Consider the following 22,261-nt stretch of genomic DNA (forward strand, 5'->3'; position numbering starts at 1 on the left):
CACGCCGCGGCCGGCATCACCTGGAGCGGGCGAGGGCCTACGCCCCCAGGGGGCGGCCTCGCCAGGACGACCGGTCACCCGGTGCCCGCCCGGGGCCCGGCCACCGCCGGATCACGGCGCGGGCGGTGCCGGCAGCGGCCGGACGGTTCCGACGTGGGCGGGCGCGGCGCACGCCGGTGCGTGCGGCGCGGGCGGCGAACTCCTCCGCCGAGCCGCCGGCGCCCCGGCGGTGAGGCGGGGGCAGGCCCGGTGCGCCGACTCCGCCTCGGCGGGCTCCGGTGCGGCACGGAACCTGATCTCGATCACCAGGTCGGCGGGAGCGCGGCGGATTCGGTGCCGGTCCGCGCGAGGAGCCGGTCCAGGCCGCCGATCAGGACTCGGAGCCGGCCTGCGGGGAGCGGTCCGGGTCACCGCACGGCTGTGGGTCGACGAGGAGCGCCATGTCGTCCGACGGTGCCGGCTGCCCGGTCGCCGGGCCCGCCATCACGCGGGCGGGGTGACGAATGCGCCGTGTTCGGTGCCGGTGGGCAGGAGCTCGCGGGCGGCGAGCCAGGCCGCTGCGGTGGCGGGGTCTCCGGCGACCGTCACCGGGCGGCGTCCGAGCCGGGCCGACAACGCGGTGCGAAGCTCCGGCGGGCCGGTGAGCAGGCCGCCGGCCAGGACGAGCGGTCCGCGAGCGGCAGGAACGGCACGCACGGTGGCGGCGAGCCGGTCGGCGGCTGCCTCGATCAGGCGGTGCGCGTCCCGGTCGCCGACGCGGGCGGCGTCGAACACGAGCGGGGCCAGCCCCGCCACCCGATCGCGGGGTAAGGCGTAGAACGCGGTGACGAAACCGTCGGCCGCCACGGGAGGTGCCGCACCCGTCGATCCGGCGGGTGGCTCGACGAGCTGCCCGGGGCTGGTAGGTGCGGGACCGGTGTGGACGGGCGGGGTGGCGGCGCGGGACACGGCGTCGGACACGGCGTCGACCAGTGGGCCGTCCGCGCGGCGGCCGCCGGCCAGCGTCCGGGCGGTCAGCCGCGCCGCTTCGAGGCCGAGCCAGAAGCCGCCGCCCTCGTCGCCCAGCAGCCAGCCCAACCCGTCGACGGTGCGGCCCACCGACCGCTCGACGATCTGCACCGCGACGGCCCCGGTCCCGGCGATCAGCACCGTGCCCGACGGCGCCGGTGTTCCGGCCGCGAACGCCACCACCGCGTCGCCCACCGTCCGAAGGGGACACGGCAGCCCGGTGGCCCGCCAGGCGTCCAGGTAGATCGCCGCCACCGCCGGCCGGTCCAGGGCCGACCGCCCGGCCAGTCCCACCACGGCGCCCGCCACCCGCGCCGGGTCGTGTCCGGCGAGGGCCTCCCGTGCCGCCGCGACCAGGGCGGAAGCTGCTTCGGCCGGCGGCTGGGTGGCCGGATTGCCGGCACCGGCCCGGCCGCGGCCGACGACCCGCCCGTCGGGCGTCGCCACGACCGCCCGGGTCGCCGAGCCGCCACAGTCGGCGCCGAGAACGAGAATCGTCGATGTGCAAAGTATTGACATCCATCAACGTTCAATCATAATTTTGCTCATCACAAGGGTTGAGTGAAAGGAATGCCGATGGCCGGGACCGGGTTGTTGGGCCGTGTCCGCACCGAGCTGCCGACCCTGCCCGAGGCTCTCCAGCGGGTCGGTGAGCGGCTCCTCGGCGACCCCGAGGAGACCGCGCGGTCCACGATCGTCGACCTCGCCGAGCGGGCCGGCACCTCGACGGCCACGGTCACCCGTTTCTGCCGCACCTTCGGCTACCGGGGCTACGCCGAGCTGCGGGTCGCCGTCGCCACGGAGACCGGCCGGGCGGCGCAGGCCCGCTGGGACACCGACATCGACCGCGAGATCGGCCCCGACGACCCGCTCAACCATCTGCTGGACGTCGTCGCGTCGGCCGACGGGCGGGCGATCCAGGACACGGCCGGCCAGGTCGACCTCGCCGCCGTCGACCGGGTGGCGGCGGCCGTGGCCCAGGCGCGCCGGGTCGAGCTGTTCGGGCTGGGCAGTTCCGGCAACGCGGCCCGCGAGATGGCGTTCCGCCTCGAACGGATCCGGGTGCCGTGCTGGCATCGCCCCGACCCGCACACCGCGCTCACCAACGCCGCACTGCTGGAGCCGGGCGACGTGGCGATCGGGCTGTCGCACAGCGGCCGCACCCGCGAGGTCATCGAGGTGCTCTCCGAGGCGGCCGACCACGGCGCGCTGACCGTCGCCGTCACCTCGTTCCCGCGCTCGCCGCTGGCCGAGGTGGCCGACGTCGTGATGACGACCGCGGTGCAGGAGACGACGTTCCGGCTCGCCGCGCTGTCGGCGCTGCACTCCCAGTTGCTCGTGCTCGACCTGATCTACGTCGCGGTCGCGCAGCGCACGTACCGCCGTACCACCGCGGCCTTCGAGGTGACCGCCCGCGCGGTCGCCGCCCACCGCCTGCCCGACGAGAGCCGCCGGCCCCGGCGGCGTCACCGACCGGAGGAACGATGATCGGCGCCCAGGAGTACCTCACCGCGGTCAACGCCGCGATCGCGCAGGTGGCCGCCACCCAGCAGGATGCCGTGCGCCGCGCGGCGGACCTGCTGACGGCCGGGTTGCGTGCCGGCGGCGTGGTGCAGGCGTTCGGCAGCGGCCATTCGGAGGCCCTGGCCATGGAGATCGCCGGCCGGGCCGGCGGCCTCGTGCCGACCAACCGCATCGCGCTGCGCGACATCGTCCTGTACGGCGGGGCGGAGCGGGCGTCGCTCGACGACCCGTTCCTCGAGCGCGACCCTGCGGTCGCCCACCGCCTCTACGAGCTGGCTCCCGTCAAGCCGGACGACGTGTTCGTGATCGCGTCGAACTCGGGGGTCAACGGCGTGGTGGTGGAACTGGCGCGCCTGGTACGCGAACACGGCCACGGGCTGGTCGCGATCACCTCGCTCGCCCACACGAACGCCGTCCCGCCGCGGCACCCGAGCGGCCTGCGGCTGGCCGACCTCGCCGACGTGGTGCTCGACAACGGCGCCCCCTTCGGGGACGCCGCCCTGCCGATCGAGGGCGGGGGAGCGGTCGGCGCGATCTCGTCCATCACCGGGGCGCTGCTGGCCCAGCAGGTCGTGTGCGAGGTGGTGGCCCGGCTCGTCGCCGACGGTGAGACGCCCCCGGTCTACCTGTCGGCGAACGTACCCGGCGGAGACCGACACAACCAGGAGTTGGAGGCGCGGTACGCCGGGCGCATCCGGCGCGCCGCCTAGAGAAGGCGAGCCCAGTCATGAACCCCTCTTCTCCGCACGGACGCCACCCCACCACCCGGCGCACCCTCCTGCGCGCGGGCGCCGCCGTCGCCGCGGCCGTGCCCCTGGCCGGATGCGTGACCGCCGGCGGCGGTGACGACGGCGCCCCCGCGGCCGAGGGCACGAAGAGCGCCGAGAACCCGCTCGGCGTGCCCGACGCGACACCGCTCGAGGTCGTCGTCTTCAAGGGCGGTTACGGCGACGACTACGCCGTCCACGCCGAGAAGCTCTACCAGCAGCGGCACCCGGGTGCGACGGTCGACCACAAGGGCATCCAGAAGGTGGGCGAGGCGCTCCAACCGAGGTTCGTCGCCGACACCCCGCCGGACGTGGTCGACAACACCGGCGCCGGACGGCTCGACCTCGCCACGCTCGTCGCCGCCGGCAAGCTCACCGACCTGCGCGAACTGCTCGACGCCCCGGCGCTCGACGGCGGCGGCGCGAAGGTGCGCGACACCCTGCTGCCGGGCGTCGTCGACGACGGCACGTTCGACGGCGTCCCGCGCACGCTCAACTTCACCTACACCGTCTGGGGGCTGTGGTACTCCCGGTCGCTCTTCGCCCGCAACGGCTGGACGTTCCCGACGACCTGGGACGCGATGCTGGCGCTCTGCGCGGAGATCAGGAAGACCGGCGCCGCGCCGTGGACGTACCAGGGCAAGTACCCGGAGTACGTCAACGACCCCTTGTTGGCCATGGCGGCCAAGGCCGGCGGGGTCGATCTCGTCAAGGCGGTCGACAACCTGGAGCCGAACGCGTGGAAGCAGCCGGCGCTGCTCGACGCGGCCACCGCCGTCGCCGAGCTGGCCGGGCGCGGCTACCTCCTGCCCGGCTCGGAGGCGTTGTCGCACACCGAGGCGCAGGCCGCCTGGTGCCAGGGCCGTGCCGCGATCATTCCCTGCGGGTCCTGGCTGGAGGCCGAGCAGAAGGGCATCGCCCCCGACGGCTTCGACATGGTGATGGCCCCGGTGCCGTCCCTCGGCGGCGGTGACCGGATGCCGGTGAGCGGGCTTCAGGCGGCCAGCAGCGAGTCCTTCATCGTGCCGGCGAAGGCGAAGAACCCGCAGGGCGGCCTGGAGTTTCTGCGCGTCCTGTTCTCGAAGTCGGCCGCGCGACGGTTCGCCGAGCTGAACTCCACCCTGCCCACGGTGACCGGCGCGACCGACGGCCTCACCCTCTCCAGCGGGCTCGGCTCGGTGAAGGCCGCCGTCGACGCGGCCGCCTCGCACACGTTCGCGTACCGCTTCCGCACCTGGTACGCGCCCCTGGCCAAGGCGGTCGACGACGCCACCGGCGAGCTGGTCACCCGGCGCGTCACGCCGGCCCAGTGGGCCGACCGGATCCAGCGGGCGGCGGACCGCGTCGCGGCCGACAGCGCCGTCACCAAGTACGAGCGGTAGCGATGAGGACCGTCCGATCCGGCCGGAACCGGTTCCTCGCCGGTGCGATCCTGCCCGCTCTCGCCCTGTACGCGGTCTTCGTGCTCTCGCCGTACGCGCAGGCGTTCTACCTGGCTCTCACCGACTGGACCGGCGTCTCCGGCGAGGTGGGCTTCGTCGGGCTGGACAACTTCCGCCGGCTGGCCGACGATCCGCTGTTCCGCGCCGCCCTGCGCAACAACGGGCTGATGCTCCTCGTCGTGCCGGCGGTCACCATCGCCCTCGGGCTGCTGCTGGCCGCGCTCGTCTCGTTCGGTGGGCGCGGCGGGGCCGGCGGACCGTCCGCCGTCCGCGGCGGCGAGCTGTACAAGGTGGCGTACTTCCTGCCGCAGGTGCTCTCGCTGCCGATCGTCGCGGTGCTCTGGCAGTTCGTCTACGGCCCCACCGACGGGCTGCTCAACGGCGCTCTGCGCGGGGTCGGGCTCGGCGGGCTGGCCCGCAGCTGGCTCGGCGACCCGGCCGTCGCGCTGTGGGCGGTCATGGCGGTGCTGGTCTGGTCGTCGGTCGGCTTCTACATGGTGCTCTTCGGCGCCGCGATGGAGTCGATCCCGCGCGAGGTGCTGGAGGCGGCGGTGCTGGACGGCGCCGGGCGCCTCGCCGTCCTGCGGCACGTCGTCGTGCCGCTGCTCTGGGACAACGTCCAGGTCGCGTTCGTCTACCTCGGCGTGCTCGCTCTGGACGGCTTCGCGGTCGTACAGATCATGACCGTGGGTCCCGGGGGGCCGGACGGAGCGACCGAGGTGATGGGTCTCGGGCTCTACCGCAACGCCTTCACGTACGGGCGGTTCGGCTACGCCGCGGCGATGGGCGTCGCGCTCTTCTTCCTCACGCTCGCCGTCGCCGTCGTGGCGTTGCGGGCCGGACGCCGGGAGCGGGTGGAATACACATGACGACCCTCATCGAACGGCCCGTCGACGCGCGACCCGCGTCGCCGACCCGGCGCCGACGCCGCGGCGGCACCTGGGGCCCGCACGTCTTCCTCGTGACGTGGGCGGCGATCGTCACGTTGCCCCTGCTCTGGGCGGTGGTCAGCTCGCTCAAGACCGACCGCGAGATCCTCACCAGCCCGTGGACGCCGCCGGCGCAGCCGCGGTTCGACAACTGGTCGCGGGCCTGGGAGCAGGCGGCCATCGGCCGGTACGTCGGCAACAGCGCGATCGTCGTCGGGGCGGCGCTCGTCCTCACCATGGTGCTGGGCTCGACCGTCGCCTACGCCCTGGCTCGCTACCCGTTCCGGGGCAACCGGATCGTCTACTACACGTTCGTCTCGGGGCTGCTCTTCCCCGTGTTCCTGGCCCTGGTGCCGCTGTTCTTCGTGGTCGAGCAGCTCGGCCTGCTCGGCACCTACCCGGGCCTGATCCTCGTCTACACCGCGTACGCGCTGCCGTTCACGGTCTTCTTCCTGCACGCGTTCTTCCGCTCGCTGCCGACCGCGCTCGCCGAGGCGGCGTTCCTCGACGGCTGCTCGCACTGGGGCGTCCTCGTCCGCGTGATGCTGCCGCTGGCCCGACCCGGACTGGTGAGCATCGCCATCTTCAACTTCCTGGGGCTGTGGAACCAGTACCTGCTCCCGCTGGTGCTCAACCCCGACCCCGACCGGTACGTGCTCGCACAGGGCCTGGCCGCACTGTCGGTCAGCCAGGGCTACCGCAGCGACTGGAGCGGCCTCTTCGCCGGCCTCACCATCGCGATGCTGCCGGTGCTCGCCGCGTACGTGCTCTTCCAACGGCAGATCCGCACGGGCCTCACCGCGGGGGCGATCAGGTAGGCCCTTTCCGTCCGGCTCCACCGCGCGGGCGGTCGTCGTCGCCCGCCCGCGCGTACCCTTTCCCTCCCACCGTGAGGAGACCCCCCATGTCACGGAGATCCCGCGCGGCCTTCGCCGCCGCGTCGGCGGCACTCACCGCCGTCGCCGCGTTCGCCGCATTCGGCCCCGGCGGCAGCGCCGCCGCCGCGGCCGAAACCTGCGGCGTGCTGTTCGACGACTTCGCGTACGCGTCGTCGGCCGACCCGGCGCTGCCCGCCCGCAACTGGACGGTGCGCACCAACGCCGGCGGCCCCGGCGTGCCGGGCGCCTCGTGGCCGGCGTCCAACATCTCGTTCCCGACCTCCGGCGGACAGAAGGTGCTCCAGCTCGCCGCCTCCACGGACGGGACAGCCGCCGGCACCAGCCACGCCGAACTGTTCCAGCGCCGGGCGTTCTTCGAGGGCACGTACGCGGCCCGGGTGCGCTTCGCCGACGCCCCGGTCGCCGGCAACGACGGCGATCGTCTCGTCGAGACGTTCTTCACGATCACCCCGCTCGACCGTCCGATGGACCCGAACTACGGCGAGATCGACTTCGAGTACCTACCCAACGGCGGGTGGGGCGAACAGGGCCCGATCTTCTACCAGACCACCTGGGAGACGTACCAGAACGAGCCCTGGGTGGCCGACAACACCCACACCTCGCAGCGCCGCAGCTTCGACGGCTGGCACGACCTGCTGTTCACCGTCTCGCAGGGGCGGGTGAAGTACTACGTGGACGGGCAGCTGGTGGCCGACCACGGCGACCGGTACTACCCGGAGACGCCGATGTCGATCAACTTCAACCTGTGGTTCATCGATCTGGTCACCCACACCGGCGGGCGCAGCACCTACCACCAGCAGGTCGACTGGCTGTACTTCGCCGACCGGCAGGTGCTGACGCCGACCGAGGTGGCGGCGCGGGTGGCCGGCCAGCGCTCCGCCGGCACCACCCACACCGACACCGTCGGCGCGGGCGGCGCCTGCCCCACGACGCCGCCGAGCACGTCGTCGCCGTCGCCCACCGGCGTGCCGTCCTCGCCGCCGCCGTCGTCCCCGCCCCCCTCGTCACCGCCGGCGAACTGTGCCGACGCGCCGAGCTGGGACCGGGGCACGGTGTACCTCGGCGGCCAGCGGGTGCGGCACAACGGCCGGCTCTGGCAGGCGAACTGGTGGACGCTCGGCTCCGAGCCGGGGCTCACCGCACAGTGGCGCGACCTCGGCCCCTGCTGACCCCGTGCCGGGCCGCCGCCGTCATCACGGCGGCGGCGGCCTGCCCGGGACCCGGCGGCGAGTCGCACCCGCCGCGGCCGCCTGCGGGACCGCTGGCAGACTGAGCGCTCGTACCCGAAGGAGACGCATGGCGAAGCTCATCTACTCGATGGTCACCTCGCTCGACGGCTACGCCGAGGCGGCGGAGGGCGGCCTCGGCACCGGGGCCGACGACCAGGAGGTGCACACCTTCATCAACGACCTCTTCCGCCCCGTCGGCACGTACCTCTACGGCCGACGGATGTACGAGACGATGGTCTACTGGGAGACCGCGCACACCGAGCCCGACCAGCCGCCGCACATCCTCCAGTACGCCCGCGACTGGCAGGCCGCGGAGAAGATCGTGTACTCCACGACGCTGGAGTCGGTGTCCAGCGCGAAGACCAGGATCGAGCGGACCTTCGACCCGGTCGAGGTGCGCAGGCTCAAGGCCGAGTCTGATCACGACCTCACCGTCGACGGCCCGAACCTCGCGGCCCAGGCGATCGCGGCCGGCCTGGTGGACGAGTACCACCTGTTCATCACCACCAGCGTGGTCGGCGGCGGCAAGCGCTTCTTCCCCGACGGCGTGCGCCTCGATCTCGAGCTGGCCGAGGAGCGCGCCTTCGGCAGCGGACTGGTCTACGCGCGCTACCGGACCCGCTGAGCCGCACCGGTCGGTGACGCTGCCGGCGGCCGAGCCGGGGCAGGACACCGCTGCCGTCCCACCTGGAGCTTCTCGCCTGTCGATCGCCGCTTCGCCGCCACATGCCCTGAGGCTGCTCGGCTGGCCGGCTTGTCATGTCAGGGGTGTTGGGCATAATCGGCTGGCTCGCAAGGCATCCGACCGAGAGGAAACGCATGAAGCGCAAGGTTGTACGCGTGCTGGCGGTCATGGCCGTCGTCGCGGCCGGGTCGGCGGTGGCGTCCGCGCCGGCTGCCGCCAGCGACGGCCCCGGTGACATCTGCGTGACCAACCAGGCCACCTGGCTGCGCGACCAGCCCTGGGGCAACGTCCTGCGCACCTTGAGCCCGGGGCGAGGCTTCCGCGTTCACTCGATCTACGGCGGCAGTGACATCCAGACCTGGTACTACGGCCACGGGGCCGAGGCGCCGGGGCAGGACGGCTGGATCCCGGCCGCCAACTGCAACTGGTAGGTAGGACCTCTCACCTGCTCACCGTTGTCCGGCTGTGTCCCGACGGATGGCGCCGGCCCCGGCCGGCGCCATCCGGCACTGCCGAACAGGAAGCGGTTCGGCGCTCCCGACGAAGCTCGTGCCCCCAGGTCCGGACGCCGGGCTCGGCGTCTGCCGGCACCGCGCCGGCCGCCGCCGGATCTCAGCCGGTCGGCTGCGCGAGCGTCAGGGCGATTGCCGGTCCGAACGCGACGCTGAGCAGGTAGGCGAGGTTGGACAGGCCCAGGGCTCCGGCCTTGTGACAGGCCGGCACGACGCCGGTCGCTCGCAGGGCGGGTACGCCCTGGCCGGTCGCGGCGGACAGGGAGGCGAGCGCCATCGCCCCCAGCAGCAGCGGTACGGCGGAGGTGCCCGCCGCCAGCAGCGGCGCGGCGACGGCGCCGCCGAGCAATGGCGAGGTCTCCGGTAAGGGGCTGTTCGGCGAGAACAGGCCCGAACCGGAGACCTCGCGGCACGTACTGGTCGTCTTCAACTGGCTCCCGTGCTGGTGCGCATGGCTTCGGGCGCGCGGGCTCGTGCCGACCGTGCGAACGGGCCAGCCCTGCGGGCTACACCCTGGCGGCGGCCTTCTTGGCCGTGGCGGACTGGCCGACCGCCTGGGTGAACACCGGCAGGTAACCGTTGGTCTGCCCGGTGACCATCGGGTGGTACGAGTTCGACAGGTTCAGGATGTCGACGGCGTGGATCCACTTGTTGCCGCTGCAGATCTGGTGTCCCACGAAGATGCTGCGTACGTCGGCGAAGGTGAACCCGGCGCGGGCCGCGGCGGCGGAGATCAGGCTGTCGACCAAATTGATGCCCTCGTTGACCTTGGCGCGGGCGGCCTCGCCGATGCCGATGCAGGTCGTGCCCAGCTGGTAGAAGACCGGGTAGCTCAGCACCACGACCCTGGCGTTCGGGGCCTTGCCGCGGATCGCGGCGTACGCGCGGTCGAGCAGGCCGGGAAGGTTCGCCCGGGCCTGTGCCTGGGCCGCGTCCACCGCGGCGATGCAGGCGCTGGAGCCGCGGAGGGCGCAGGTGGACATGATGTTGCCGAAGCCGGCGTCGTTGCCGCCGATGGTGATGCTGACGAGGGTGGTCTGCGAGCTGAGCGCGGCGACCTGCGAGTTGATCACGTCGGTCGTCTTCGCGCCCGCACAGGCCACCGATGTGTAGGAGGCCGGTGCGTTGGCCGCCGCCCAGCGGGCGGAGAACGCGTTGGTGCTGCGTTTGCAGGTGCCGCTCTCCGAGGTGTAGCTGCCGGCGCCGACACCTGAGGCGTACGAGTCGCCGAGCGCCACGTAGTGGTGGCCGGCGGCCTGCGCCGGGTTGGCCAGCCCGAGTAGCGCGAGTGTCGCGGAGAGAACGCCTGCGAGCAGGGTCAGCATCCGGGTTCTGGTCATGTACCCCTCCATCGTCCGCCGGTTGGTGAACGATTAATAGCACTACATCGATGTGTTGGGATAGATGCCGTTCGACTGATGCAGCGGCGCGCGACCGCGACTCCAGCCGTCGCCGCGCTGCGGCGGCTACCAGTCGCACGCTGCGCCGCCGCCCGCCTGGTGAGGCCGAGAGTTGCCGCTTGACGATCGGCATGTTATCGCTCACAGTCGATGACTAAGGGCGGCGACAGTGTGGCTTACCGGGCAGGCCCGGCTCGTCGCGTGGACCAGGCGTGCACCAGGGCGCACCAGCCGCATTAGCGCTAACTCCCGTGCGCCCGCGCCCCGGTCACGCATCGCGGTACGCCCGTCCTCGGGCATCCCGTTGGCAATTCTCATCGAAGGAGGATCATGTCTGCTTCAGGTGGAGCTCCACCGGTCGCGCCGCCGTCGCGCGGGCGTGGCTGGTGGCTGCGGATCGTCGCCGCCGGCATGGCCGTGTTGCTCGGTGGTGCCGTCGCGGCGGTGGTGTCGTCGGCACCCGCCGCCGCGGCGACGGTCGACCCGAGCGCGTGGTACGTGTTGGTCAACCGCAACAGTGGCAAGGCCCTGGACGTGTACAACCTGGCCACGAACGACGGCGCGCGGATCGTGCAGTGGACGCGGAACAACGGCAACCAGCAGCAGTGGCAGTTCGTGGACTCCGGCGGTGGCTACTACCGGCTGCGGTCGCGGCTGTCCGGCAAGGTGCTCGACGTCTACAACTTCTCGACCGCCAACGGTGCCGGCATCGTGCAGTGGGCCGACGGCAACTCGACGAACCAGCAGTTCCGGTTGGCCGACTCCGCCGGTGGCTACGTCCGCCTGATCAACCGGAACAGCGGCAAGGTGGTGGAGGTGCAGGGCGCCTCGACCGCCGACGGCGGGAACATCGTGCAGTACGACGACTGGAACGGCAACAACCAGCAGTGGCAACTCGTCCGCGTCGACGGCGGGGGCAACCCCACCACGCCGCCGCCCGGCACGTGCGCTCTGCCGTCTGCGTACCGGTGGTCGTCGACGGGTCCGCTGGCGCAGCCGAGGGCGGGCTGGGTGTCACTGAAGGACTTCACCCACGCCCCCTACAACGGCCGGCAGCTCGTCTACGCGACCACGCACGACACGGGGACGACGTGGGGCTCGATGAACTTCGGCCTCTTCACGAACTGGTCCGACATGGCCTCGGCCAGCCAGAACCAGATGCCCTTCTCGGCCGTCGCGCCGTCACTGTTCTACTTCGCCCCCAGGAACATCTGGGTTCTCGCCTACCAGTGGGGCGGACCCGCCTTCTCCTACCGGACGTCGAGCGACCCGACCAATGTAAACAGTTGGTCGTCGCCGCAGACGCTCTTCTCCGGGAGCATCTCCGACTCCGGCACCGGCCCCATCGACCAGGCTGTCATCGGGGACAGCACCAACATGTACCTGTTCTTCGCCGGGGACAACGGCAGGATCTACCGGGCCAGCATGCCGATCGGCAACTTCCCGGGCAGCTTCGGCTCGACCTCGACGGTGATCATGAGCGACACGACGAACAACCTCTTCGAAGCGGTTCAGGTCTACAAGCTCCAGGGCCAGGACCGGTACCTCATGCTCGTCGAGGCGATCGGCTCGCAGGGTCGCTACTTCCGCTCGTTCACGGCCACCAGTCTGGGCGGTACGTGGACGCCGCAGGCCGCGACCGAGAGCAACCCCTTCGCCGGCAAGGCCAACAGCGGCGCCACCTGGACCAACGACATCAGCCACGGCGAACTGATTCGCAGCAACGCCGATCAGACCATGACCGTCGATCCCTGCAACCTGCGGCTGCTCTACCAGGGCCGTGCCCCCGACTCCGGTGGCGACTACGGCCGCCTGCCCTACCGGCCGGGTCTGCTGACCCTGCAGCGCTGAGGGCGTGACACCGGTCCGGCTCGGTTGGTCCTGACGTCCGCGGCAACGAGGTGGGCCGAACGACAGGGGGCGCACGGTCGGGACCGGGTGGAACTGGAGGGGCGGGCTCGGCTCGGCGCACGGCCGAGCCCGCCCCGGGCCACGGCGGCGGGGGAGGGGTCGACGTGCCCGGTGCCGGCCGACCGCCGTCGGCCGTTTTTCGATGTGGCGACCTCGTCCCGCCATCCGGTCGGGGTGAGTGGCGGGAGCCGTCGGGCGGGTCGCGGGCCGGGCTCGCTGACCTGCCAAGTCGTGGCGAATAGCCACTAATCGCCGCAGACGCCACTCGTCGGGCTGTCCGGACCCAAGGTATGAGAAGCGGCCGAGTCAGGCCAACCGTCACTCTTGCAATCAATATGAGATCTATGAATAGATCGACGCCTCCGGTCGGGTGAGCCTCGTCAGCCGATCGGGTGCCCGGGGCTACCTGAAAGGCAGCCCGTGCTCAGCTCCATGGAGGTACCACATGCGACTCTCCGGGTCTCCGCTGCACCGCGCCACCGCACTGTCGGTGGCTGGCGCGCTGGTCGTCGGCACGTTGACCAGCAGTCCCGCCCAGGCAGCGCCCGCTACGCCCGCTTCCCCCGACCAGGCCTCCGCGCTCGCCGCCGCACTCGGCGACCGCTCCGGCGGGGCGTACGCCGGGGCCGACGGCGCCATGGTCGTCACCGTGACCGACGACGCCGCTGCCCGCAAGGTCCGCGCGGCCGGCGCGACCCCGAAGCTCGTCGCCCGCGGTGCGGACGACCTCGCCCGCGCCACCACCACGCTGAACAGCGCCGCGCGGGTGCCAGGCACCGCGTGGTGGACCGATCCGGCGACCAACCAGGTCGTGGTCTCCGTCGACAGCACGGTGACCGGCGCGAAGCTGGAACGTGTCGAGGCCGTCGCGGAGCGGCTCGGCGGCACCGTCCGCATCCAGCGGGAGGCCGGCACGCTGAGCACCCGGGCCGCCGGCGGCGAGGCCATCTACGCCGAGGGTGGCGGTCGTTGCTCGCTGGGCTTCAACGTCCGCAGCGGGGACACCCACTACTTCCTCACCGCCGGGCACTGTACCGACATCACCGCCAACTGGTACGCCGACTCGGGGCAGGGCAACCTGCTCGGCACCGGCGGCACCGGCAGCTTCCCCGGCGACGACTACGGCATCGTGCAGCACACCAACCCGGCCGCCGCCGACGGCAGCGTGTACCTGTACGACGGCACGACCCGCGACATCACCGGCGCGGCCGACGCCTTCGTCGGGCAGTCGGTGCAGCGCTCCGGCAGCACCACCGGCCTGCACGGCGGTGCCGTCGAGGCGACCGACGCCACGGTGAACTACGCCGAGGGCAGCGTCAGCGGCCTGATCCGCACCACGGTCTGCGCCGAGCCGGGCGACAGCGGCGGCGCGCTCTTCAGCGGAAGTACCGCCCTGGGCCTGACCTCGGGTGGCAGCGGTAACTGTTCCTCCGGCGGGACCACCTACTTCCAGCCGGTCACCGAGGCGCTCAGCGTCTACGGAGTGGAGATCGTCTGAGCGACGGCACACCAGCGGGGCCGCCGGACACCGGCGGCCCCGCCCCCGTGTCCGCGCCCGTGCCGCCGATCCGGCTGACCGGTGCGCAACCCGGGGGCGTGGCTAGACCGGGAAGGTGCCGCGGCGCCACCGCCAGTGGCGGCCGGCCTTCAGGTGGTCGACGACCGCGCGCTGGAGGAGGGTGCGGCGCGGCAGTTGGTCGAGCGGCGTGGTCAGGGTGCGGAACACGAACCGCCGCACCTCGACGTCGGCGTCCAGCCCTTCCGGCTCCTCGTAGGGTTCCAGCTCGAACCTGCGCTGGAACCGGACGATGTTGGAGTCCGCGGGCAGGTACTCCCGCAGTTGCGGGTCGAGCAGCCACGAGCCGCACGAGAACGCCGTGTGGCGCTCGTCGGGAAAGTGCCGCGGGAGGAACGCGCGGGCCTCGTCGAGCGACGCCTCGACCGCCTCCGGGCTCATCGGCCCCGACTCGGGGATGTGCAGGTGGATGGTGGCGTCGCCGCGCTGGTGCTGCAGCCGGCCCAACTCGTAGATCCCGCCGCGCGCGTGCAGCGTCAGCCAGCTCTGCATGACCGGCCAGCCCTCGCCGTGCATCCGCCGGTCGATCGCGAGGTTGCGGCCCAGGTCCGCGAGGGTCGCCCACGACACGGCGTCGGCGATGCCGTGGTCGCGGTGGTACGCCGTGACGACGTCGACCAGGGCCAGGTACGCGTACACGTAGAGATGGCGCCAGGCGGGGCCCCGCCCGCGCGGCAGTGCCGGACCGGGCGGTAGCCAGCCGTGGCCCCCGAGATCGGCGCGGACCAGGGCGATCGAGCGGTCGAGCAGCCAGCGCAGCTCCGGAGTCCACAGCGGAGAGTCGGACCCGGGCCAGCCGGCAAGGATCTCCGCGGCGTCGTCCGGCCGCACCGCGAGCCGGTCGAGGATCGCGGGCGCGTCGGCCCTGGCGGGCAGCGGAACCGACGGCCGGTCGCCGGCGAGCCGGTGTACGCGGTCGACGTCCTCGACGGGTACGCCGAGCCGGGCGGCGGTGTCGGCCAGGTCCACGCGGAAACCCTACCGGCCGGTCGGCGTCTTCCCCTGCCCGTACCGCTCGGGCCGGGCGCCGCCGCCCGCAGCGTCGGGCCTTCCGGGGCCGGAGCTGTCACCGCACCGTGACAGCGATTGACCTTGTCATATATTTACGCATCCGTATACCGTGCCGTTGGTAAGTTCCGGACCCGGACGAAGGGCGGTCGCATGGCAGCCAGAGGGACGCCGGTGACGCATCGGGCGATCGATCATGGTCGTTTCCTGCTCGATGGTGCACTCGACCTCAGCGCACCGTTCACATCCGTGGCCGACGTGACGATCGGCGGCCGGCTGCACGAGTTCACGGCCGGCGCGATCGGGCTCGCGGACGACGTGGCCCGGACGCTCGGCGTCGAGACGTTCGACGAGGAACTCACCTACCAGGGCGGAACGCTGCTGACCGCGCGCATCCGGTCGTACGACCCGCAGATCCAGCTGGCCGAGGAGCGGCTCGTGGCGGTCTGGCGGGGGCGGCGGCACTGCTTCTTCACCGAGATGTACGGCGCGGCGACCACCGACCTGCTCGGGGCGTTGCGGGCACTGCGCATCGAGGAGCGCGACGACGGGCTGGCCCTGCGCCCGACCTCGAAGACCGCGGCCGAGTTCGCCGAACCCGCCACCGTGCTCAAGGAGGTTCCCGGGCTCGGTCTGCTGGAGATCGCACCGCTCACCAAGCAGCGTGCCGGGCAACTGCCCACCTGGCGTGGCCTGCAGACGCAGGCGGGCGAACTCTTCCGGGACGTGCTGCCCGACGGGCAGCCCTACTTCGTACTGGCTGCGGCGGACGCCTGGCTCAGTCTGGTGCCGTTCGCCGACACGGACATGGATCAGGTGCCCACCCTGGTCGGCCGGCTCCGCGTCCAGACCGCCCGGTAGGTCGGGATGTCCGGACTGCTGGCCGGTGTCGCCACGTACACCGTCCTGTTCACCCTGCTCGTCAGCACCACCGAGCACCTGTCACGGCCGGCGGCGCTCGCCGGGGCCCTGGCCGCGCACCGGGTGCTTCCGGCTCCGGTCGCGGTCGCCGCCATCGCCATCGCCGGCGAGGGCCTGCTCGCCGGCGCCGGGATCGTGGCGCTGCTCCACCCCGCCGGCGAGGGCCTGCTCGCCGCCGTCCTCGGCGGCAGCGTCGCGCTACTCGCCCTGTACGCCGGCTACGGCCTGTACGTGAGGTCGACCGGGCGCGCCGGGTCGTGCGGATGCTCCCGGATCGAACTGCCGATGACCGGCTGGGTGGTGGCGCGGGCGGCGGTCCTCGCCGGGCTGGCACTGGTCGCGCTGCTCCTGTCCGGCTCGATCGTCCCGGTGGATCGCGCCGACGCCGCACTGGCCGTCGTGCTGCTGGCCTCCGCCACGTTCACCGCGCTGCTGTGGCACCTGCCCGCCGCGATGTACGAGCCGGCGACGGCGACAGCCCGGCGGCCCACGACCCGCCGCTCCATCGGCACGACAGAGGGGGGCCTGCCCGGATGAGCTTCCAGACCAGCGCACTGATCCTGAGCTGGATCGCGATACTCCTGCTGGCGTTCACGGTCTCGGGCCTGGTACGTCAGGTGCACGCGCTGTCGAGCGGGGCGGTCCAGCGTCGTCCCGAGTCGGTCGGTCTGCGGCCGGGCGCACCAGCCCCCGAATTCGCCCGGCTGGCGCCGGCGGCACCGGCGGTTCCGCTGGTGCTGCTCTTCCTGGAACCCGACTGCGGGACGTGCACCGAGGTGCTGGCCGAGGCGAGCGACCACGTCCGCCCCGGCCTGGAGTTCCGGGTCCTCTACCGGGAGGACCCTCCGGCGCGGGCGGCGGAGCTGCCGATCACCGTGCTCGGTGGACAGGCGGAATTGTTCGAACGCTACGACGCCCTCGCCACCCCGTTCGCCACCGTCGTCGACCGGGCCGGGCGGGTGCTCCGGGCCGAGCCGCTCGGCTCCCGCGCGGCACTGCACCGCCTGCTCGACGAAGTCGACAGCCCACCCGGCGGCCCCGCACCGGCGGTCGCCACGAATCAGGGAGATCGGGCATGACCGGTATCGACACCGTCCCCTGGCTGCGCGGAGACGACCCGGGGACCGGGCCCGCCGTCCGGCGGGTCCCGGTGCAGCCGGGCGGCCGAAGGCGCGCCGGGTGGGAACTGTCGCGGCGCACCCTGCTCCGGGCGGGCACCGCGGTGGGGATGGCCGCGCTCAGTGTGTTCCCGGCGGCCCGCCGCGCGTACGCCGACGGCTACACCATCTATGCCGGGTGCCCGACGTACGCCAGCGACCACAACTGCTCACCGGGGTGCGGCCCGAGCACGATCTTCGCCGATTCCTGCAACACCAGCGGGACGTACGCCGGATTCCACAAGAACGACGGCGTCACCTGGATCCTGCGGCCGAACCAGTGCTACGGCGGCACCTACGACGGCTGGCTGTGGGCCTACAACGGGGCGTGCGGCGCCTGCGCCTGCTCGGTCGAACGCCGGTGCCACGACGGGTACAAGAAGACCAGCTCCGGCTGGGTGAAGTCGATCTGCCGTTGGAACACCAAGTGCGGATGCCTGGGCACGGCCAGCTGGCCCACCACCCGGCGGAGCAACACCGGGGTGAACGTCTACACCGTGCAGCACCTGCTGACCGTCCGTGGGCACGCGACCGAGATCGACGGGATCTTCGGTGCCGACACCGAGGCGAAGGTGAAGAGCTTCCAGGCGGCGGCCGGCCTTGGCGCCACCGGTGTCGTCAACGCGACCACCTGGCCGGCGCTCGTGACCACGGTCCGCTCCGGGAACAGCGGCCACGCCGTCAGCGCCGCGCAGCGCCAGCTGAACAGGCGCGGCTACGCGCTGGTGGTCGACGGGGCCTTCGGCCCGGCGACGGACAGCGCGGCGCGCGACTTCCAGCGGCAGAACGGGCTGACGGTCGACGGGGTGATCGGGGTCAACTCCTGGCGGACGCTGACCGGCGCCGCCGTGTGACCCGGACACTGCCGGGGCACGCCCGGGCGGCGCTGCGCCGGGCCGGCGACCCCCTCGTACCCCTCGTGCTGCTCGCCGCCGGTGCCTTCGCCGCCGCCGCGTACGGACACGTGCTCACCTGGGCGATGATCGGAGGGCTCGCGGGTTACACGCTCTCCGGCTCCGTTTGAACGCACAACAGCGCGCACGCGCTGGCCTCGCCCGGGTGGCGGGATCGAGATCGGCAGGGCGTCGTCCTCAGCCTGTTCGTCGTAGGGTTGATCGCCGGTGGTCTGCTCAGCGGGTCGGTGCTGGGGTTGCTCTCCGGCCTGTCCGCGCCCCTGCCCGTCCCGTGGCGGCACGCGGGCATCGTGGCGGTGGCGGTGCTGGGGCTGCTCCGCGAGGTGGGCCTGGTGTCGATCCGGCTGCCGCAGAACGCCCGGCAGGTGCCGCAGGACGTGCTTCAGCGCAGCCTGCGGCGTGGGGCGCTGCAGTTCGGCTTCGAGATGGGCACCGGAGTCCGCACCTACGTCTCGGCGAGTGCTCCGTACGTGCTGGCGGTCGCCCTGCTCCTCGGCGGTCAGCGCCTGCACGTCGCGATGCTCGCCGGGATCGGGTTCGGGGTCGGACGCGCGATGACCCCGCTGGCCCGCCGCGCCGCCGGCACCGGCGACAGGTGGGACGCCGACCTGCGGGTACGGATCCGCACGATCACCGTCACGGCGGGCGTCGTGCTCGTGGTCGCCCTCGGCCTCCTGGCCGTGCGGCAGTTCTGAACGCGGCGCGCCGCTGCGACGCCCTCCACCGCACGTGTCGTGCGTGCCGAGGCCCCGACTCGGGCGTCGCCCCGACACTGCGGGGTGGCGTACCCGGTGGGGATCAACGGCCCGCTCGACCCTCGGCGGCCACGTTCCGGACAGATGCCTGCCGGAGTCGGTGGCTGCGGCAACCCGGGGACCGGACGGAGTCTTGCGCGGCGAGTCCGGTCCCGCCGGCAGCCGTAGCGGCGCCGACTCCGTCTGGCCGAGCCGCCAGACCACGTCCGCGAAGCGGGATGGCGACCTTCACCCCACGGTGCCCGGCCTCGGCCGCCAGCGACTCGGCCGGCAGCCCCGAGGCCAACGGGCGCTTCATCCGGGTCCGCAGCGGGCCGCTCGCGCGCCCGCTGCGGAGCACGACGGGCTCGTCACACCCGGCGCAGGCTTCCGCAGCCCGCCGCTGACGCGCAGGAACGCGGTGCCCTGGCCGATCCCGACCAGCACGTTGATGACCACGAGTGCGGTCCAGAGCCCGATGATGCCCGTGACGGAGGCGACCGGCAGGGCGATCACGGCGAGCACGCCGTAGAGGACAGAGAACACGAGGAAGCTCGGCACGGTGCGCTTGAGGCCGGTGAGGCCGAAGCCGAGGACGGCCTGGAGGCCGTCGCCGAGGATGGCCAGGGCCACGACCGGCATCAGTCCGACCATCACCTCGCGGACGTCGGGATCCACGGTGAACAGCGGGAGAAACACGGGACGCAGGACGACCAGCAGTGCGCACAGCGTCCCGACCACGGTGGCGGCGACCAGCAGCCCGGCCCGCACGCTGCGGCGGACCCCCGGGATGTCGGCGGTCGCGGCCCGGCTGCTGACGAGCGGGATGCCCGCCTGACCGACCGCGACGGCAGCGGCGAAGGTCAGACCGACCAACGCCGTGGCGATGCTGTGCGCGGCGGCGGCGGTCGTGCTGATCCGGGCGGCGGCGAACGCGAGCACGCCGAGGACGCCGAACTTGACCAGTACGGTGCCGGCCATCGGGATGCCGACCTTGGCCAACTCGAGCACCCGGTCGGGGTGCAGCCTGGCTATGGCGAGGCCCGACAACGGGGTGTCGAGCCTGGCGCGCAGGCCGAGCATGGTCATCACACAGGTGGCCAGGTTCGCCACCAGCGTGGCCACGCCCGAACCCACCAGTCCGAGAGCCGGCAGCGGCCCGATTCCGTTGACCAGCAGCAACGACAGCACGGCCGTGCACGCGGCCGCGACCAGACCGGCCCGCATCACGATCCTGCTGTGTCCCAGGCCGACGAGGCTCGAGGAGGCCATCGCGGCGATCGAGCCCAGCAGCACGGACCCGGCCATCAGCAGCGGGAAGTGGCCCAACTCGGCGATCGTCTCGTCCGGTACGCCACTGGAACGCGCCAGCAGGCCCGCCCCGGACACGGCGGCCGCGCCGAGCAGGCCGATCGTGACGGCGAGCCAGGTGCCGTCACGGACCACCTTGATCACGCCGTCACGGTCGTGGGCCGACGCCGACACGAACGGCATGACGCCGCGTACCGCTCCGGTGACCGCGGCGGTCGCCGGGAAGTAGACGGCGCCGGTCAGCGCGAACGCCGCGAGGGCCACCGTGCCGAACCGGCCCAGTGCGGCCGTGTTCACCAGCGCGCTGACGGACGCCGCGATCATCGAAAGGTACAGCGGCGCGGCCAATGCGGCGATCTTTCTCGCGTCGCCGCGCTGGTTCGCCGGTTCCTGCCCGGTCACGGAGTCCTCCGACCTTCTGCTGTCGTCGCTGATCGATCGAGTACGTCATGCAGGAGCCGGCGCACACCGGATCCTGGGGATGCTCGAACCTGTGGCGCGTCGGTCACGACCCGGCGACGTGTCCGGCGATGATGGGCGGAGGTGCCCCCCGCGCCACAGCGTGGAGAGCCGGACACCGATAGGCGGCTCACCAGGCCCGGGTACGGGATCCAGGAAGACCCGGACGGCGATGTCGAGAATCCGCGACCGGCTCCGTCCCCGCAGTGAACGCGACCAGAATGGGTTCGCGCCAGCGCCGAGAGGAAACACGATGGCAAAATACCTGCTGCTCAAGCACTACAGGGGTGCCCCGGCCGCGGTCAACGACGTACCCATGGAGCAGTGGACGCCGGAGGAGATCTCGGCGCACATGCAGTACATGCAGGACTTCGCGACCCGGCTCGAGGGGACCGGCGAGTTCGTCGACGGTCAGGCGCTCGCCCCCGAGGGGACGTTCGTCCGGTACGACGGTGAGGGGCGCCCGCCGGTCACCGACGGCCCGTTCGCCGAGACCAAGGACCTCATCGCCGGCTGGATGGTGATCGACGTCGACAGCTACGAGCGCGCCGTCGAGCTGGCCGGGGAGCTGTCGGCCGCCCCCGGGGCGGGCGGGAAGCCGATCCACGAGTGGTTGGAGCTGCGCCCGTTCCTGACCGCGCCGCCCACCATCACCGAGTGACCTGATGGAAGAGGCCCTGCTCCGGAGCCTCACCCCCAGCGTGCTCGGGGTCCTCGTCCGCCGCGGAGCCGACTTCGCGGCGGCCGAGGACGCCGTACAGGACGCGCTGGTCGAGGCGGTCCGCACCTGGCCGGCCGACCCGCCGCGGGATCCCAAGGGCTGGCTGGTCACCGTGGCCTGGCGGCGGTTCCTCGACGCGACCCGGGCGGACGTCGCCCGCCGTCGGCGTGAGGCCCTGGTCGACGAGGAACCGGCGCCCGGGCCCGCGCCCACGGTGGACGACACGCTCCAGCTCTACTTCCTGTGCGCCCACCCGTCCCTGACGCCGTCGTCCGCGGTCGCGCTGACGCTGCGTGCCGTCGGCGGGCTGACCACCCGCCAGATCGCCCAGGCCTACCTGGTGCCCGAGGCGACCATGGCGCAACGCATCAGCCGGGCCAAGCGCACCGTCTCCGGCGTGCGGTTCAACCGGCCCGGTGACGTCGCGACCGTACTGCGCGTCCTCTACCTGGTCTTCAACGAGGGCTACTCCGGCGATGTCGACCTCGCCGCCGAGGCCATCCGGCTCACCCGGCAGCTCGCGGCCGTGATCGACCACCCCGAGGTGGCGGGGCTGCTCGCCCTCATGCTGCTGCACCACGCCCGGCGCGCTGCCCGGACCGCGCCCGACGGCAGTCTGGTGCCGCTCGCCGAGCAGGACCGTGGCCGGTGGGACACCACGTCGATCACCGAGGGCGTCGAGATGCTCCAGGCGGCCCTCGCCCGCGACCGGCTGGGCGAGTTCCAGGCCCAGGCCGCCATCGCGGCACTGCACGCCGACGCGCCCACCGCCGGGGAGACCGACTGGGTGCAGATCGTCGAATGGTACGACGAGCTCGCGCGCCTGACCGGCAGCCCGGTCGTCCGGCTCAACCGCGCGGTGGCAGTCGGCGAGGCCGACGGACCGCGCGCCGGCCTGGCGGCACTCGCGGCGCTGGACGACTCGCTGCCCCGCCACGCGGCGGCGGCGGCGTACCTGCACGAGCGCGACGGCGACCTGGCGACGGCGGCACGGTTGTACGCCGAGGCGGCCCAGAAGGCGCCCAACCTCGCCGAACGCGACCATCTGACGCGCCAGGCCGCCCGGCTCAACGCCCGCCGCTGTCCCTGAGGGGGCGGGGCGTGACCCCCGAGCGGTCCAGGACCGCACCGAATCCTTCACCGCCCTCCTCGTA

At 72.7% G+C, this 22,261-nt stretch carries 23 protein-coding genes; 18 read left to right on the forward strand and 5 right to left on the reverse strand.

The genetic code is table 11. The features are described from left to right. Positions 1-483: 483 nt before the first annotated feature. The gene (locus tag ACFHW0_RS20655) at positions 484-1,527 is read right to left on the reverse strand and encodes an N-acetylglucosamine kinase (protein WP_416609956.1); all 1,044 of its coding nucleotides are present in this window, start codon (positions 1,525-1,527) and stop codon (positions 484-486) included. A gap of 57 nt (positions 1,528-1,584) precedes the next feature. Here ACFHW0_RS20655 and ACFHW0_RS20660 point away from each other — a divergent pair, with 57 nt between their 5' ends. From ACFHW0_RS20660 to ACFHW0_RS20695, 8 genes are all read left to right on the forward strand, one after another. Further along, positions 1,585-2,496, forward strand: coding sequence for a MurR/RpiR family transcriptional regulator (locus ACFHW0_RS20660; RefSeq protein WP_416609958.1), 912 nt, complete (start codon positions 1,585-1,587; stop codon positions 2,494-2,496). Continuing rightward, entirely contained in the window at positions 2,493-3,242 is a 750-nt protein-coding gene (locus ACFHW0_RS20665; protein ID WP_416609960.1) for a sugar isomerase domain-containing protein, read from the forward strand. Before ACFHW0_RS20660 ends, ACFHW0_RS20665 begins: the two co-directional genes overlap by 4 nt. Positions 3,243-3,259: 17 nt before the next feature. Continuing rightward, a complete protein-coding gene (gene ngcE, locus ACFHW0_RS20670) occupies positions 3,260-4,681 on the forward strand; it encodes an N-acetylglucosamine/diacetylchitobiose ABC transporter substrate-binding protein (RefSeq protein ID WP_416609962.1) in 1,422 nt (473 codons plus the stop codon). A gap of 2 nt (positions 4,682-4,683) precedes the next feature. Continuing rightward, entirely contained in the window at positions 4,684-5,610 is a 927-nt protein-coding gene (locus ACFHW0_RS20675) for a carbohydrate ABC transporter permease (protein WP_416609964.1), read from the forward strand. Continuing rightward, entirely contained in the window at positions 5,607-6,488 is an 882-nt protein-coding gene (locus ACFHW0_RS20680; protein ID WP_416609966.1) for a carbohydrate ABC transporter permease, read from the forward strand. The genes ACFHW0_RS20675 and ACFHW0_RS20680 overlap by 4 nt, the downstream gene beginning before the upstream one ends. Positions 6,489-6,574: 86 nt before the next feature. Beyond that, positions 6,575-7,738, forward strand: coding sequence for a carbohydrate-binding protein (locus tag ACFHW0_RS20685; RefSeq protein ID WP_416609968.1), 1,164 nt, complete (start codon positions 6,575-6,577; stop codon positions 7,736-7,738). Between the two features lie 127 nt (positions 7,739-7,865). Then, entirely contained in the window at positions 7,866-8,423 is a 558-nt protein-coding gene (locus ACFHW0_RS20690; RefSeq protein ID WP_416609970.1) for a dihydrofolate reductase family protein, read from the forward strand. A gap of 194 nt (positions 8,424-8,617) precedes the next feature. Further along, complete coding sequence (locus tag ACFHW0_RS20695; protein WP_416609972.1) at positions 8,618-8,914, forward strand: hypothetical protein; 297 nt, start codon at positions 8,618-8,620, stop codon at positions 8,912-8,914. Between the two features lie 181 nt (positions 8,915-9,095). Here ACFHW0_RS20695 and ACFHW0_RS20700 read toward each other — a convergent pair whose 3' ends face one another. Continuing rightward, positions 9,096-9,425, reverse strand: coding sequence for a hypothetical protein (locus ACFHW0_RS20700; protein WP_416609974.1), 330 nt, complete (start codon positions 9,423-9,425; stop codon positions 9,096-9,098). A gap of 76 nt (positions 9,426-9,501) precedes the next feature. Then, on the reverse strand, positions 9,502-10,335 hold the full coding sequence (locus ACFHW0_RS20705) for an SGNH/GDSL hydrolase family protein (RefSeq protein WP_416609976.1): 834 nt from the start codon (positions 10,333-10,335) through the stop codon (positions 9,502-9,504). Between the two features lie 390 nt (positions 10,336-10,725). Here ACFHW0_RS20705 and ACFHW0_RS20710 point away from each other — a divergent pair, with 390 nt between their 5' ends. After that, positions 10,726-12,246 carry a non-reducing end alpha-L-arabinofuranosidase family hydrolase gene (locus tag ACFHW0_RS20710; RefSeq protein WP_416609978.1) on the forward strand — a complete coding sequence of 507 codons (1,521 nt, stop codon included), beginning with the start codon at positions 10,726-10,728 and terminating at the stop codon, positions 12,244-12,246. Positions 12,247-12,751: 505 nt separating this feature from the next. Next, positions 12,752-13,804, forward strand: coding sequence for a S1 family peptidase (locus ACFHW0_RS20715; protein ID WP_416609980.1), 1,053 nt, complete (start codon positions 12,752-12,754; stop codon positions 13,802-13,804). Positions 13,805-13,906: 102 nt separating this feature from the next. Here ACFHW0_RS20715 and ACFHW0_RS20720 read toward each other — a convergent pair whose 3' ends face one another. Beyond that, complete coding sequence (locus tag ACFHW0_RS20720) at positions 13,907-14,851, reverse strand: acyltransferase domain-containing protein (RefSeq protein ID WP_416609982.1); 945 nt, start codon at positions 14,849-14,851, stop codon at positions 13,907-13,909. A 288-nt stretch (positions 14,852-15,139) separates the two neighbouring features. Between ACFHW0_RS20720 and ACFHW0_RS20725 the strand changes: the two genes are divergently transcribed. The 6 genes from ACFHW0_RS20725 to ACFHW0_RS20750 all read left to right on the forward strand — a co-directional run bounded on the left by ACFHW0_RS20725 (position 15,140) and on the right by ACFHW0_RS20750 (position 18,577). Then, complete coding sequence (locus tag ACFHW0_RS20725) at positions 15,140-15,751, forward strand: hypothetical protein (protein ID WP_416609984.1); 612 nt, start codon at positions 15,140-15,142, stop codon at positions 15,749-15,751. 6 nt (positions 15,752-15,757) lie between these two features. Further along, positions 15,758-16,348 carry a MauE/DoxX family redox-associated membrane protein gene (locus tag ACFHW0_RS20730; RefSeq protein ID WP_416609986.1) on the forward strand — a complete coding sequence of 197 codons (591 nt, stop codon included), beginning with the start codon at positions 15,758-15,760 and terminating at the stop codon, positions 16,346-16,348. Then, positions 16,345-16,890: a hypothetical protein gene (locus ACFHW0_RS20735; protein WP_416609988.1), complete on the forward strand. Its 546-nt coding sequence runs from the start codon at positions 16,345-16,347 to the stop codon at positions 16,888-16,890. Before ACFHW0_RS20730 ends, ACFHW0_RS20735 begins: the two co-directional genes overlap by 4 nt. After that, entirely contained in the window at positions 16,887-17,822 is a 936-nt protein-coding gene (locus ACFHW0_RS20740; RefSeq protein WP_416609990.1) for a peptidoglycan-binding domain-containing protein, read from the forward strand. Before ACFHW0_RS20735 ends, ACFHW0_RS20740 begins: the two co-directional genes overlap by 4 nt. Continuing rightward, positions 17,819-17,992 carry a hypothetical protein gene (locus tag ACFHW0_RS20745; protein ID WP_416609992.1) on the forward strand — a complete coding sequence of 58 codons (174 nt, stop codon included), beginning with the start codon at positions 17,819-17,821 and terminating at the stop codon, positions 17,990-17,992. Before ACFHW0_RS20740 ends, ACFHW0_RS20745 begins: the two co-directional genes overlap by 4 nt. An 87-nt stretch (positions 17,993-18,079) precedes the next feature. After that, positions 18,080-18,577 carry a hypothetical protein gene (locus ACFHW0_RS20750; protein WP_416609994.1) on the forward strand — a complete coding sequence of 166 codons (498 nt, stop codon included), beginning with the start codon at positions 18,080-18,082 and terminating at the stop codon, positions 18,575-18,577. A 354-nt stretch (positions 18,578-18,931) separates the two neighbouring features. On the opposite strand, the gene ACFHW0_RS20755 is transcribed toward ACFHW0_RS20750, so the two are convergent. Next, positions 18,932-20,329: an MATE family efflux transporter gene (locus tag ACFHW0_RS20755; protein WP_416609996.1), complete on the reverse strand. Its 1,398-nt coding sequence runs from the start codon at positions 20,327-20,329 to the stop codon at positions 18,932-18,934. 310 nt (positions 20,330-20,639) lie between these two features. On the opposite strand from ACFHW0_RS20755, the gene ACFHW0_RS20760 reads away from it, so the two are divergent. Together ACFHW0_RS20760 and ACFHW0_RS20765 are read left to right on the forward strand one after the other, a co-directional pair. Beyond that, positions 20,640-21,047, forward strand: coding sequence for a YciI family protein (locus ACFHW0_RS20760; protein WP_121401212.1), 408 nt, complete (start codon positions 20,640-20,642; stop codon positions 21,045-21,047). A 4-nt stretch (positions 21,048-21,051) separates the two neighbouring features. Then, positions 21,052-22,197 carry an RNA polymerase sigma factor gene (locus ACFHW0_RS20765; RefSeq protein ID WP_416609998.1) on the forward strand — a complete coding sequence of 382 codons (1,146 nt, stop codon included), beginning with the start codon at positions 21,052-21,054 and terminating at the stop codon, positions 22,195-22,197. Positions 22,198-22,261 lie beyond the last annotated feature (64 nt).

The organism is Micromonospora sp. LOL_025 (genome assembly GCF_048060285.1).
In the GTDB taxonomy this organism is placed as follows: Bacteria; Actinomycetota; Actinomycetes; order Mycobacteriales; family Micromonosporaceae; genus Micromonospora.